11 protein-coding genes are annotated in these 14510 nt (G+C 52.5%); 6 read left to right on the top strand and 5 right to left on the bottom strand.

Annotated elements, in window-relative coordinates:
• Positions 1-75 precede the first annotated feature (75 nt).
• Positions 76-2913, bottom strand: a complete 2838-nt coding sequence (gene glnE, locus CKQ54_RS00445) for a bifunctional [glutamate--ammonia ligase]-adenylyl-L-tyrosine phosphorylase/[glutamate--ammonia-ligase] adenylyltransferase (protein WP_120163269.1) — start codon at positions 2911-2913, stop codon at positions 76-78.
• Positions 2914-2970: 57 nt separating this feature from the next.
• Complete coding sequence (locus tag CKQ54_RS00450; protein WP_120163270.1) at positions 2971-4278, bottom strand: CYTH and CHAD domain-containing protein; 1308 nt, start codon at positions 4276-4278, stop codon at positions 2971-2973.
• A gap of 299 nt (positions 4279-4577) precedes the next feature.
• Between CKQ54_RS00450 and CKQ54_RS00455 the strand changes: the two genes are divergently transcribed.
• Positions 4578-5198 carry a TIGR04211 family SH3 domain-containing protein gene (locus tag CKQ54_RS00455; RefSeq protein WP_112286724.1) on the top strand — a complete coding sequence of 207 codons (621 nt, stop codon included), beginning with the start codon at positions 4578-4580 and terminating at the stop codon, positions 5196-5198.
• 131 nt (positions 5199-5329) lie between these two features.
• A complete protein-coding gene (locus tag CKQ54_RS00460) occupies positions 5330-6565 on the top strand; it encodes a multifunctional CCA addition/repair protein (protein ID WP_120163271.1) in 1236 nt (411 codons plus the stop codon).
• Positions 6566-6653: 88 nt separating this feature from the next.
• Here the strand turns inward: CKQ54_RS00460 and bacA are convergent, their stop codons facing one another.
• Positions 6654-7478: an undecaprenyl-diphosphate phosphatase gene (gene bacA, locus CKQ54_RS00465; protein WP_112286837.1), complete on the bottom strand. Its 825-nt coding sequence runs from the start codon at positions 7476-7478 to the stop codon at positions 6654-6656.
• Positions 7479-7664: 186 nt separating this feature from the next.
• On the bottom strand, positions 7665-8021 hold the full coding sequence (folB, locus tag CKQ54_RS00470; protein ID WP_112286726.1) for a bifunctional dihydroneopterin aldolase/7,8-dihydroneopterin epimerase: 357 nt from the start codon (positions 8019-8021) through the stop codon (positions 7665-7667).
• Positions 8022-8128: 107 nt separating this feature from the next.
• Between folB and plsY the strand changes: the two genes are divergently transcribed.
• Entirely contained in the window at positions 8129-8758 is a 630-nt protein-coding gene (gene plsY / locus CKQ54_RS00475; protein ID WP_120163272.1) for a glycerol-3-phosphate 1-O-acyltransferase PlsY, read from the top strand.
• Positions 8759-8932: 174 nt separating this feature from the next.
• Here the strand turns inward: plsY and tsaD are convergent, their stop codons facing one another.
• A complete protein-coding gene (gene tsaD, locus CKQ54_RS00480; protein WP_120163273.1) occupies positions 8933-9946 on the bottom strand; it encodes a tRNA (adenosine(37)-N6)-threonylcarbamoyltransferase complex transferase subunit TsaD in 1014 nt (337 codons plus the stop codon).
• Positions 9947-10262: 316 nt separating this feature from the next.
• Here tsaD and rpsU point away from each other — a divergent pair, with 316 nt between their 5' ends.
• The 3 genes from rpsU (at position 10263) to rpoD (ending at position 14447) form a co-directional block, all read left to right on the top strand.
• A complete protein-coding gene (gene rpsU, locus CKQ54_RS00485; RefSeq protein ID WP_001144069.1) occupies positions 10263-10478 on the top strand; it encodes a 30S ribosomal protein S21 in 216 nt (71 codons plus the stop codon).
• Between the two features lie 135 nt (positions 10479-10613).
• Positions 10614-12362 carry a DNA primase gene (dnaG, locus tag CKQ54_RS00490; protein ID WP_112286729.1) on the top strand — a complete coding sequence of 583 codons (1749 nt, stop codon included), beginning with the start codon at positions 10614-10616 and terminating at the stop codon, positions 12360-12362.
• A gap of 246 nt (positions 12363-12608) precedes the next feature.
• Entirely contained in the window at positions 12609-14447 is a 1839-nt protein-coding gene (gene rpoD / locus CKQ54_RS00495; RefSeq protein WP_095923569.1) for an RNA polymerase sigma factor RpoD, read from the top strand.
• Positions 14448-14510 lie beyond the last annotated feature (63 nt).

Genomic DNA, 14510 nt, shown 5'->3' on the forward strand with positions numbered 1-14510 from the left:
AAACAGATAAATCAAATCGGGTAAACTCAATGCGCCGGATAATATCACAAGCGCCTGTTACCCGAATAAAAACCCTCAGCCCAGCCACTTCGCCCAGCTGGCGCGGATTTGTGCGCGCTCCGCCGCAAAGCTGTCTGCGGCCACTTTTCCGCTATGTTCCTGTAACGCGAGGTGATGAATTTCGTCGCGCAGCGTGACATAAGCCTGCGTCAGATTTCGTGCCTCTTCTTCCGGCATGATGTCGTGTTGCGCCATCAGCTCAAAAATCCTCACATTATCGGACCAGCGGGTCAGCTTTGGCTCGTCATGAGCAAAGCGTAAGACCAGATATTGTGCAATGAATTCAATATCAGTGATGCCACCCGGATCGGCTTTCAGATCAAACTGGTCAGCCTTTTTACTGCCGAGATGGGCATACATTTTCTCGCGCATCTCGCGCACTTCTTTGCGCAACCCGTCGTCATCACGCTGGCGACATAAAATATCGCGGCGCGTGGCGTTAAATTGCTGCGTCAGTTGCGGATCGCCGTAAACCACGCGAGCGCGCACCAGCGCCTGATGTTCCCACGTCCAGGCTTCATTGGCCTGATAATCGGCAAACGCTTCGATGGTGCTGACCAGCATACCGGACGCACCGGAAGGCCGCAGACGCGCATCAACTTCATAAAGAATGCCCGACGATGTGCGCGTGCTGAATAAATGCATAATGCGTTGCGCCAGCCGCAGATAAAACTGACGGCCGTCGATGACGCGCTCGCCGTCGGTCATGACTTCCGGCGCACAGTCGAGCAGGAAGACCAGATCCAGATCGGAACTGTAACCCAGCTCCCAGCCGCCGAGTTTTCCGTAACCAATCACGGCAAAACCACGGCCTTCACGGTGCTGAAGATGCGTCGGCTGACCGTATTTCGCGACCATCTGTTCCCACGCCTGCTGCACCACCACGTCGAGGATAGCTTCGGCAAGATAGGTTAAATGGTCGCTGACTTTCATCACTGGCAACGCCCCGGAAATATCCCCGGCGGCGATACGCAGATGCTGCGCCTGCTTGAACTGCCGCACGGCTTCAAGCTGCTGCTCTTCGTCTTCTGTCGGCACGCGCATCAGATACTGACGCAGTTCATCGCGATAGGCGGTCAGTTCAATCGGCTGATACAACGTGCGCGGATCGAGTAACTCATCAAGCAGTAACGGATGACGGGCCAGCTGCGTTGCCACCATCGGTGACGCGGCACACAGGCGGATTAACTGTTTGAGCGCACCGGGATATTCCACCAGCAGCTCGATATAAGTGGTCCGCGTGACGATATTGAGCAGCAGTTGCATCAGGCGCTGAAGTGTCACATCGGCATTTTTATAGGTGCACACCTGCGCCAGCAGACGCGGCATCAGTAAATCGAGTTGCTCGCGTCCGCGCGGTCCGATAGTGCGCTTATCGACATCACGACGAAACTCGGCAATCTGCTGCAAAACATGACGCTGCGCGTTTTCATCGAGCAGTGGAACCAGAGGCGCCAGTTCGGCAGGCTCCAGCAAATCAATCCACAAACTGCTGAACTGAGCCTGTTGCTGATCGTCTTCAGAGTCAGGCGTGTCATCTCCAATCAGATCGTTAAACACCGCACGCACGGCCTGCATGTGAGCATTCACTGCATCCAGAAGCTGTGACCAGTCGGCGTAATCCATTCCCCAGGCCAGACGCGCCTGATTCAGTTGATCGGAAGGCAAAGTCTGCGTCTGTTCATCGGAAATTGCCTGCAACAGGTTTTCCAGACGACGCAGAAAAAGATAACTGTTGCGCAGTTGCAACACCTGCTCGACCGGCAGGATGCTCAGATTTTCCAGCGCCTGCAACGTCGGCAGCAATGCACGCTGCTGCAATGCCGGTTCACGCCCGCCGCGGATAAGCTGGAAAACCTGTACGATAAATTCAATTTCGCGGATGCCGCCTGCGCCGAGTTTAATGTTGTCTTTCAACCCCCGGCGGCGGACTTCGCGGGCGATCATCCCTTTCATATTACGTAATGACTGGATGACGCTGAAATCGATGTAACGGCGGAACACAAAAGGCATCAACATTTTGCGCAGTTCCTGACTGCTGATATCCTCCGCGCCGCCCATCAGCCGTGCCTTCACCATCGCGTAACGTTCCCAGTCACGCCCCTGTTCCTGATAATAATCTTCCAGCGCCGGGAAACTCATCACCAGCGGGCCGCTGTCACCAAACGGACGCAGACGCATATCGACACGGTAAACAAAACCGTCGATGGTCGGCTGATCCAGCGCTTTGATCAGCCGCTGTCCAAGGCGGGTAAAGAACTGAGCATTATCCAGTTCGCGTCGCCCGCCGCGGGTCTGACCGTTTTCCGGGTAGGCAAAAATCAGGTCGATATCGGAAGAGAAATTCAGCTCCCCGCCGCCCAGCTTGCCCATCCCGAGGATCAGCATTCTTTGCGGTTCTCCAGCAGCATTAACCGGCGTACCAAACTCCCGACAGCAAGCGTCGTAAAGCCAGTCGCGGGCGCTGACGATCAGCAGTTCAGCCAGTTCACTCAGCTGATGCAGCGTGTCTTTCGCTTCGCTGGTTTGCGCCGATTGCGACCAGGCGATACGGGTGAGAATACGGCGACGGAACAGTCGCAGTGCTTTCATCAGCCCGTTTTCATCCGTCACACCGGTCAGTGCTTCTTCCAGCCACGGGCGATAAAGCTGCCACTCCTGGGACTGAGGCGGTGTTTCATTGATTTCATGCCACCACTGCCCAAACGCCAGCAAACTGTCCGTGACGAATTCACTGCTGGTTAAAACGGCCAGTTGTTGATCATCGGGAAGCGGGAGGTTTTCAGGATGTTCACGCCAGCGCTCAAGCAGACTCTGAGCATGACTTTGCAAAACAGAAGAAAGTGGCAACATGAAATCAGATTCCTTGCAAAAAAAAGCCCGGGCTATTTGCCCAGGCTTATCAGTCTATTAACGAGGTTGTCCGTTTAACCAGAATGCATCCATCATTACCGCATGAGAACGGGCGGAATCCTCCCAGGCGTGTTGCTGCTGCACGATGGCCTGTTGCAGATCGGCCCAGCCGGCAATGTACGCGGCAACGTCTTTTTCAGGATAAGCACCGCCCAGCAAATGGAAGGTGATGATCTGACGCTTCAGACGCGCCAGCTGGTCGCGATAGCCTTCTTCGGTCAGCGGCTGTGCAAACGCCTCTTTCAGATCAGCAGCGGTACGGCCCAGCATGATGTCGGCAAAGCGTTTGAAAGAACCTTCCAGTTTTTTCGCCGATTTGTCATCAATGAAAGGCGTCCAGCCTGAGGTTGCCAGCCAGGAAGTAAGCACTAACTTGCATTTCAGGTAGCTGGCGCTGTAACAGATTTCCTGCGCATCGGCAGATTTCTGCTCCAGCACAGGAACCAGATCGGTCAGCAGCGTACGCAGTTCAGACGAGGCTTTACGCGGCACCAGCCCGCCAAACAACACCAGCACCTGACGCACTGTTTCCACGGCCTGTAGCACGGTCAGACGCGCAGTTTTATCGCCACGCACCCACAACTCTTCATGATATTGCCAGTGATCCAGTGCCAGCTCGAACATAGCGGACATCGCCTGTTCCACGGTCGCTTTCGGCTGAGCTTTAAAAACCGGCAACGGTTTGATTTCACGCGCCGGATTGCCTTTCGCCAGATGATAACCCCGAGCGGCTTTGCTGAATCCGCCCTGACGTAAACCGCCATGCGCGCCAATCTCAGCGGCCAGAGCCAGCAGATCGGTGGTGTTGCCTTTTTTCAGTTCCAGTTCAATTTCTGCCAGTGCTTCAGAAAGCTCACCGGCCACCACTTCACCCTGATCCAGACCCAGCTCAATCTCGCTTTCGCCGTAAGTGATCACCCACTTCTCACGGGTGAAATCGGTACGGAACAACGGTGCCAGTTCTTTTTGCAGCGCGGCAGGTTTGCAGCCTTCCGGCCAGATATCTTTCGGGAACGCGCTGAGTTTCAGCACCGGTTTTTTCAACTCGACATTGTATTCAGGGCGCTGATGCAGACCGCCCACTACTTTCCCGCCGGTTTTGATGGTCATTTCGTACTGATCGTCGAAACCACGGATACGCAGGCCAATATCGTGCGAACGTAAATAGTTTTCCGCAGTCTCAAAATAGATGTTGGTCAGTTTCGAAGGCGCGGTGTGCTCGCAGTTAAATCCAGCGAGTTGCGAAGGTAATTCGGCGATTGCTGCCGGGGTGGCGATAAATTTTAATTCTATTTCTACGGTCATAGGAGTCTTCACACCGATTCTTTGCTGCCAAAAGGGATAAACGCGTCGCTGCAATTCTATCATAAGCACAGCGCGCAAGCCGCATGTTGCGGGATTGTAAGATAGTTCTCATTCCGGTTTATACATTGCGTCGTCACACTGTTGCCCTTACTATCGGTCACCCAACTTTTGGTCTATGAAACCAACTTTTGGACTCTGAATTAGTGCAATGGCCAACAGAGGCGGTTGCCAGAAGACGTATCCTGATTAAACGGATGCACACTTCACGTTCCCTAAATTCACAAAGAAACGATGAAATAATGCAGAAATTACGCCTAATTGGTTTCGCTTTGCTTGGTTTAAGCATCACATGGGGCGCTCACGCTGATGAGAAGCGCTATATCTCCGACGATTTGATCACCTATATCCACAGCGGTCCGGGTAATCAGTATCGCATTGTTGGCACCCTGAATGCCGGTGAAGAAGTCACCCTGCGCAGCGTTAACGACAGTACTAAATATGGTGAGATTGTTGATTCAAAGGGCAAAACGGCCTGGATCCCACTGGATCAGTTAAGCAATGTGCCGAGCCTGCGTACCCGCGTTCCGGATCTGGAACAACAGGTGAAAACGCTGACTGACAAACTGACCAACATTGATTCCAGCTGGAACCAGCGCACTGCGGAAATGCAGAGCAAGGTGTCTTCCAGCGATGGCATTATCAATGGCCTGAAGAAAGAAAATCAGGATTTGAAAAATCAGCTGATCGTGGCGAAGAAGAAAGTTGACGCGGTCAATGTCCAGCTCGACGACAAACAAAGAACCATTATTCTGCAATGGTTTATGTACGGCGGCGGTGTCGCGGGTGTCGGTCTGGTTCTGGGTCTGCTGTTGCCACATCTGATCCCACGTCGCAGGAAGAAAGATCGCTGGATGAGCTAAAAGCTCAACATCCTGATTAACTCCATAAGGCACTTCGGTGCCTTTTCGTGTTTCCATCAATCAGGAAATCTTCAGCCCAACTTTGCTATGATGAACAAAGAGTCCCTTTGGCCTATTTCAGGAGTTATCGCGTGGAGATTTACCTGGTCGGCGGCGCAGTCCGAGACAGCTTATTAAACCTGCCTGTGTCTGAACACGATTGGGTAGTGGTCGGCGCAACGCCTGAATACATGCTGGAAAACGGCTATCAGCAGGTCGGGAAAGATTTCCCGGTGTTCCTGCACCCCCGCACTCGTGATGAATATGCCCTGGCCCGCACAGAGCGAAAATCAGGTTCCGGTTATAACGGTTTCACCTGTTATGCCGCGCCGGACGTCACGCTGGAACAGGATCTGATGCGGCGTGATCTTACCATTAATGCGATCGCCAAAAGCAAAGATGGCGAACTTGTCGATCCCTATCACGGACAGCGCGATATCGAACAACGCCTGTTGCGTCACGTTTCGGATGCCTTCGGTGAAGATCCGCTACGTGTGTTGCGTGTCGCCCGTTTTGCCGCGCGATTTGCTCATTTAGGTTTCACGGTCGCTCCGGAAACGCAGGCGCTGATGCAGCAAATGGCAGAAAGCGGTGAACTGGAAGCGCTGACACCAGAACGTGTGTGGAAAGAAACCGAAAAAGCCTTGCAGACGCAGGATCCCCAGGTCTATTTCCAGGTGCTGCGTGACTGCGGCGCGCTCAAAGTGCTGTTCCCTGAAATCGATGCGCTGTTTGGCGTTCCGGCACCGGAAAAATGGCATCCGGAAATTGATACCGGTATTCATACGCTGATGACGCTGAAAATCGCCAGCACGCTGACGCCTGAAGTGGATGTGCGTTTCTCAGCACTTTGCCATGATTTGGGCAAGGCGCTGACCCCGCCGCAATTCTGGCCGGCGCATCACGGCCACGGTCCGGCAGGTGTGAAACTGGTGGAAAATATTTGTCAGCGCCTGAAAGTCCCGACGCATATAAGAGATTTAGCCAAACTGGTCGCAGAGTTCCATGACCTGATCCATACCGTGAACAAGCTGCGTCCGGAAACCCTGTTAAAACTGTTCGACACCATCGACGTGTGGCGTAAACCACAGCGGCTTGAGCAGATGATTATGACCAGTGAAGCCGACGCCCGCGGGCGTACCACCTTTGAAAACAACCCTTATCCGCAAGGTGATTATCTCCGTGAGGCTTTCAACGTGGCGAACAGCATTACCAATAAAGAAGTGCTGGATGCAGGTTTTCAGGGAATTGAAATCCGCGATGAGCTGAAAAAGCGTCGAACACAAGCTCTGGCAGACTGGAAACAAACGCAGGAAGCGGCGATTTAGACCGCATCAACGATTAAAAAAAGCCCCGTGCGTTTTGCGCCGGGGCTTTTTTTCTCACCAGTATTTCTTGTCGCCAATAAACCGAAAATCAGGCGATAAAGACGAAGTACACCGCGATCGCTACAAAGAAGCGATAGATGGCGAACGGAATAAACGAAATACGTTTAATCACCGCCAGGAAGGTTTTGATAGCAATCAGGGCAACGATAAATGCGCTGATAAAACCGGTAGCGAACATCGGTAAATCAGCCAGCGTCAGGAAGCTGTAGCTCTTATACAGATCCAGCGCTGTCGCGCCCATCATCATCGGCACCGCCAGCAGGAAAGAGAACTCAGATGCCGCAAAACGGCTGATGCCCATTAACATCCCGCCGCTGATGGTCGCACCCGAACGGGAGAATCCCGGCCAGAGCGCCAGACACTGGAAAACACCAATCATAAATGCCTGCAGGTAAGTGATGTCATCCACCCCTTCTGCACGCGGTTTTTTCGGTTTCAGCAGTTCGGCTGCAATCAGCAAAACACCACCGACGACCAGTGCAATCATCACAAATTTCGGCTCAAACAAGGACTTAATCTGCGAGTGCAGCAGCAAGCCCAGGATCGTTGCCGGGATCATCCCTAAAATAATATGCAATAAATTCAGACGGCGGTTACCCGTGCCTTCATGAACAGGCGGCTTGCCAAAGTGCAGGCCAATCATGCCAAACAAACGACGCCAGAACATCACTACCACGGCCAGAATGGACCCTAACTGGATAACCACTTCAAATGATTTCGAGGTATCACCGGTAAAGCCCAGAAGATTTCCCGCGATGATCAGATGGCCGGTAGATGAAACCGGTAAGAACTCAGTCAACCCTTCAACAACACCCAAAATTGCTGCTACAAGCAAAGAATGACTTTCAACGATCATTATCGCACCCTACCCTATAAAATATCCCCGGATGGGGAAACCAGCTCAAAGTACAGACAACAAAAAAGCGGCATCACGCTGAGCCGCTTCATTAAAGGAAGCCCGGTAGTCCGGACTTTCCTTTTAACGCTTCTATATGACATTAAATAGACAAGCATTTTTTAAATTGTATCCGTAACCGGACTAAATTCGTTTTCCGCGCTCAATAATCACGCCGACATTGGCCGCCTGAGCCACCGCGCCGGGTTTACTGAGCTTAATCCGCACCCATGGCGAGTTAAAACGGGTCAGCAGCAATGTCGCCACTTCTTCGGCCACACGCTCTACCAGCGCAAAATTTTGCGATGCCACATGTTCAATCACCGCATCACTGACGTCCGCATAGCTTAAACAGTCATTCACATCATCGCTGGCAGCGGATTTTCGGTTATCCCAGGCCATTTCGATATCGAACACCAGTTTCTGTTTAATCGTCTGTTCCCAGTCGTAAGCGCCAATCGTGGTGATTACATTTAGTTGCTCAATAAATACGATATCCATCACGTGATTCTCTGTTTTTGACCCAGCCGGATACCACTTCCAGCAGAAAATGCGTATTATCCATGGATGTTGCGATTAAAACGACCCTTATTAGACGGAACTGCTTTATGAGTGCTACCGCGCTTGGAATGATTATTTTCGCCTACCTCTGCGGCTCGATTTCCAGTGCGATTCTGGTCTGCCGGGTAGCCCGGTTACCCGATCCGCGCACAGCGGGCTCTGGCAATCCCGGTGCCACAAATGTCTTGCGGCTGGGTGGTCGGCTTGCCGCGGCGTCTGTTCTCATCTTCGATGTTCTGAAAGGCATGTTGCCTGTCTGGCTGGCCTATCGCCTGAATATTCCGCCGATGTACCTTGGGCTGACCGCTATCGCAGCCTGTCTGGGTCACATCTATCCGGTATTCTTCCGCTTCAAAGGCGGTAAAGGCGTGGCAACTGCTTTCGGTGCCATTGCGCCTATCGGCTGGGACTTAACCGGGCTGATGATGGGGACATGGCTGCTGACCGTGCTGCTGAGCGGATACTCTTCGCTTGGCGCGATTGTCAGTGCGCTGATCGCACCTTTTTACGTCTGGTGGTTCAAGCCAGAATTTACCTTCCCGGTCGCTATGCTTTCCTGTCTGATATTGTTGCGTCATCACGATAACATCCAGCGTCTGTGGCGGGGTCAGGAAGGAAAAATCTGGGATAAGCTGAAGAAGAAACGTAAAGCGGCGAAAGAAGATAAGACCGAATAACCGGTACATTCCAGACATAAAAAAACGACCTCATGCGGGTCGTTTTTTTATTGTTTTTCTCAGCCTCAGCCAGCCTGAGCGCGAGCGAGACAAGGCGTCAGGAGACCTGAAAGCGCAGCATACTCAAGTATGTGAGCATTTCGGGTCGACGCAGCAACGCAGTCGCAGCCCCGCTCAGACTGGCGGAAGCTCCGCAAGAGGCCAGCGCGGGCGTACCGTCACGCCAAGATCAGGGGTTGCTCCGGTTTTCAACCGCACCATACCGGCATAAGCAATCATCGCGCCGTTGTCGGTACAGAATTCAGGTCGGGCATAAAATACCTTACCGCCACGGTTGGTCATCACGTCTTCAAGTTTGGCGCGTAATGTGCGGTTCGCGCTGACGCCACCTGCCATGACGAGCTGTTTAAAACCGGTCTGATCCAGCGCGCGTTTGCATTTAATCGCCAGCGTATCGACCACGGCATCTTCAAAAGCGCGGGCGATATCGGCGTGCGTCTGCGGATCGCTTTCATTGCCACGAATGGTATTGGCGGCGAACGTTTTGAGACCGGAGAAGCTGAAATCCAGCCCCGGACGATCGGTCATCGGACGCGGGAATGTAAAGTGCCCGGCCACACCCTGAGCCGCCATTTTTGACAGCAGCGGGCCACCCGGATAATCCAGACCCAGCAATTTTGCCGTTTTATCAAAGGCTTCACCGGCAGCGTCATCAATAGACTCGCCCAGTAAGGTATATTCGCCAATACCGGTTACGCTGATTAACTGCGTATGACCGCCGGAAACCAGCAGCGCGACAAACGGGAAATCAGGCGGATTATCTTCAAGCATCGGTGCCAGCAAATGGCCTTCCATATGATGAACCGGCACCGCAGGCACATCCCAGGCAAACGCCAGAGAACGGCCGATAGTTGCGCCGACCAGCAACGCGCCGACCAGACCGGGACCGGCGGTATACGCCACGCCGTCGATGTCCTGTGCGGTCAGCCCGGCTTCTTTCAGCGCGGCCTGAATCAAAGGGATTGTTTTGCGCACATGGTCACGCGAGGCCAGTTCTGGCACCACGCCGCCGTAATCTGCATGCAGTTTTACCTGACTATACAGTTGGTTGGCTAACAAACCGGCTTCGCTGTCATAAACTGCAATTCCGGTTTCATCGCAGGACGTTTCAATACCCAGTACTCGCATCACTCTTTCCATCATAGTTTGGCGCTAACTCGCGGCGCGCAGTTTAGCACACAAGCCTTAGCGGGTGCTGCACCGGAGTGGGAATTCCTTGCTTCCTGAGCCAATTAATGTCGAGCAATTTCGATTGATTGGTATATAATCGCCGCCCGACGCAAAAGCGAGCGCACGATGTTGCAGAAGGGTTGCTGAACGCACCTGTTTCAATTTGCCGTTATGCTTTACAAGACGAGGCGAATTGGAGTAAAATTCCGCACCATTTTGAAATGTGCTGGTACAACATCAGCAAACAAACCGATTTTATCGAGGTGAGAGGCACATGCCTGTAATTAAAGTACGTGAAAACGAGCCGTTCGACGTAGCTCTGCGTCGCTTCAAGCGTTCCTGCGAAAAAGCAGGTGTTCTGGCAGAAGTTCGTCGTCGTGAATTCTATGAAAAACCGACTACCGAACGTAAACGCGCTAAAGCATCTGCAGTAAAACGCCACGCCAAGAAACTGGCTCGCGAAAACGCACGCCGCACTCGTCTGTATTAATCTTCGGGGGCAACCCCAAATCGCGTGATTTGCAATATTAAGAACGCGCAGACTGCGTAGTAGCATACGAAGGCCGTGCTTTCCGAAAGGAATGCGCGGCTTGTTCTCGTTTATAGGCTAGTGAGTAAGGGGCTTATGGCTGGGAGAATTCCGCGCGTATTTATCAATGACTTGCTGGCTCGCATCGATATCGTCGATTTGATCGACGCACGTGTAAAGCTCAAGAAACAGGGTAAAAATTATCACGCGTGCTGCCCTTTCCACCATGAGAAAACACCCTCATTTACCGTAAATGGCGATAAGCAGTTTTATCACTGTTTCGGCTGTGGTGCCCACGGCAATGCCGTCGATTTCCTGATGAACTATGACAGGCTTGAGTTTGTCGAAAGCATTGAGGAACTGGCGACAATGCAGGGTTTGGAAGTGCCGTACGAAGCAGGCACCGGTCCAAGCCAGATGGAGCGTCATCAGCGTCAAAGCCTCTACCAGTTGATGGCACCGCTTAGCGAGTTCTATCAGCAATCACTTAAACAGCCTGCAGGTGCCCCCGCACGGGAATATCTTGCCCGACGCGGTTTGAGTGAAGACGTCATCAGTCACTTCGCTATTGGTTTCGCCCCTCCGGGCTGGGACAACGCATTAAAGCGTTTCGGCAAAAATGCCGATGATAAAGCGTCTTTGATTGACGCCGGCATGTTAGTCACCAATGACAATGGCCGCAGCTATGACCGTTTCCGCGAACGGGTGATGTTCCCTATTCGTGATAAACGTGGCCGCGTGATTGCCTTTGGCGGCAGGGTTTTGGGTGACGGTACGCCGAAATACCTCAACTCGCCGGAAACCGAAATTTTCCATAAAGGCCGCCAGTTGTATGGCCTGTATGAAGCACAGTTAAAGCACCCGACGCCGGCGCGTTTGCTGGTTGTTGAAGGGTATATGGACGTTGTCGCGCTGGCGCAGTTCGGCATTGATTACGCCGTGGCCTCACTGGGTACGTCCACGACGGCTGACCACATTCAGCTGATGTTCCGCAGCACCGATAACGTCGTTTGTTGTTACGACGGCGACCGGGCGGGACGTGAAGCTGCATGGCGCGCGCTGGAAACAGCACTGCCCTATCTTAATGATGGTCGCCAGCTGCGTTTTATGTTTTTACCCGACGGCGAAGATCCAGACACGCTGGTGCGAAAAGAAGGCAAAGAAGCGTTCGAACAAAGAATGGAGCAGGCGATGCCGCTGTCCACTTTCCTGTTTGATTCGCTGATGCCGCAGGTTGATTTGAGCAGCCCTGACGGGCGCACCAAATTGAGCATGCTGGCATTGCCGCTGATCCGCCAGGTACCCGGTGAAACGTTACGGATGTATTTGCGTCAGCAGTTAGGGAATAAGCTCGGGATTTTGGATGACAGCCAGCTGGAAAAGCTGATGCCTAAACAGGCAGAAAATAGCAATGTCTATCAGGCGCCCCAGCTAAAACGCACAACCATGCGTATACTTATAGGGTTACTGGTACAAAATCCACAACTGGCTACACTTATACCCTCGCTGCAAGGTTTGGAGCAAGCGAAGCAACCAGGACTGGATCTTTTCAGCGAGTTAGTCACCACTTGCTTAGCCCAGCCGGGCCTGACAACAGGCCAGTTACTGGAACTTTATCGCGATAATAAGTTCTACCAACAACTTGAAACTCTGGCGACATGGAACCACATGATCGTAGAGGACATGGTCGAAGAGGAATTTCGTGCCACGCTAGCCAGCCTGTATGACTCGATTTTAGAGCAACGGCTTGAAACTTTGATTGCAAAAGCCAGGACGCATGGCCTGAGTCCAGAGGAACGCACCGAAGTGAGTTCCCTGAATCAGGTGTTAGCGAGAAAGAGTTAAAAATTTAATAACAAGAACATATATTTACCCGGATAACTCGAGTGACGGGAAGGCAGCTAACGCACCTGCGGCTCGAAGTATGACGGGTAAAACAGAACACGGCTTAAGTGCCGATAAAAAGCGGGGCACGGCCCTGCGCAGAGCCGCCCTGGTGGGCCGCGGCACAATAAACGCCCCTAACGTTATTGTTGGCGATGTTACCCGACCGACACCAACCCAAATACTCTGAAGTGTGGATACCGTCTTATGGAGCAAAACCCGCAGTCACAGCTTAAGCTACTTGTCACCCGTGGTAAGGAGCAAGGCTATCTGACCTATGCTGAGGTCAATGACCATCTGCCGGAAGATATCGTCGATTCCGACCAGATCGAAGACATCATCCAGATGATTAACGACATGGGCATCCAGGTTCTTGAAGAAGCTCCGGACGCCGATGATTTGATGCTGGCCGAAAATCGCCCAGATACCGACGAAGACGCTGCAGAAGCGGCGGCGCAGGTACTTTCCAGCGTTGAATCCGAAATTGGCCGTACCACCGACCCAGTGCGTATGTATATGCGCGAGATGGGTACCGTTGAATTGCTGACCCGTGAAGGCGAAATCGACATCGCCAAACGTATCGAAGACGGTATCAATCAGGTCCAGTGCTCCGTTGCTGAATATCCTGAAGCTATCACTTATTTGTTAGAGCAATATGACCGTGTGGAAGCAGGCGAAGTACGTCTGTCTGACCTGATCACCGGTTTTGTTGATCCGAACGCCGAAGAAGAAATCGCACCAACTGCGACTCATGTGGGTTCTGAACTGACCACTGAAGAGCAGAATGATGACGACGAAGACGAAGATGAAGACGACGACGCTGAAGATGACAACAGCATCGACCCTGAACTGGCTCGCCAGAAGTTCACCGAACTGCGTGAACAGCATGAAGCGACACGTCTGGTCATCAAGAAAAACGGCCGTAGTCACAAGAGCGCAGCAGAAGAAATCCTGAAGCTGTCCGATGTGTTCAAACAGTTCCGTTTAGTGCCAAAACAGTTCGATTTCCTGGTTAACAGCATGCGTTCCATGATGGATCGCGTACGTGCTCAGGAACGTCTGATCATGAAAGTGTGCGTTGAACAGTGCAAAATGCCGAAGAAAAACTTCGTCAATCTGTTCGCCGGTAACGAAACCAGCGATACCTGGTTCGATGCGGCTCTGGCAATGGGTAAACCATGGTCTGAGAAGCTGAAGGAAGTCACCGAAGACGTGCAGCGCGGCCTGATGAAACTGCGTCAGATCGAAGAAGAAACTGGCCTGACTATCGAGCAGGTTAAAGACATCAACCGTCGCATGTCGATCGGCGAAGCGAAAGCCCGTCGCGCGAAGAAAGAGATGGTTGAAGCAAACTTACGTCTGGTTATTTCTATCGCCAAGAAATACACCAACCGTGGTCTGCAATTCCTTGACCTGATCCAGGAAGGTAACATCGGCCTGATGAAAGCCGTTGATAAGTTTGAATATCGCCGTGGTTATAAGTTCTCAACTTATGCGACCTGGTGGATCCGTCAGGCTATTACCCGCTCCATCGCCGACCAGGCACGTACCATCCGTATCCCGGTGCATATGATTGAGACTATCAACAAACTCAACCGTATCTCCCGTCAGATGCTGCAAGAGATGGGCCGTGAGCCAACACCGGAAGAGCTGGCTGAGCGTATGCTGATGCCGGAAGACAAAATCCGTAAAGTGCTGAAAATTGCTAAAGAGCCAATCTCCATGGAAACGCCAATCGGCGACGATGAAGATTCGCATCTGGGCGATTTCATCGAGGATACAACCCTCGAGCTGCCACTGGATTCTGCAACGTCTGAAAGCCTGCGTTCTGCGACGCATGACGTTCTGGCTGGCCTGACCGCACGTGAAGCGAAAGTTCTGCGTATGCGTTTCGGTATCGATATGAACACTGACCACACTCTGGAAGAAGTGGGCAAACAGTTCGACGTTACCCGTGAACGTATCCGTCAGATCGAAGCGAAAGCGTTGCGTAAACTGCGCCACCCAAGCCGCTCCGAAGTGCTGCGTAGCTTCCTGGACGATTAATCGTCCTCAGGCTGTCAGCCAATAAAAAGCCCCGCCTTTCTCTGGAAATGGCGGGGCTTTTTT

Origin of the sequence: Rahnella variigena (assembly GCF_003610915.1) — a bacterium.
GTDB lineage: Bacteria > Pseudomonadota > Gammaproteobacteria > Enterobacterales > Enterobacteriaceae > Rahnella > Rahnella variigena.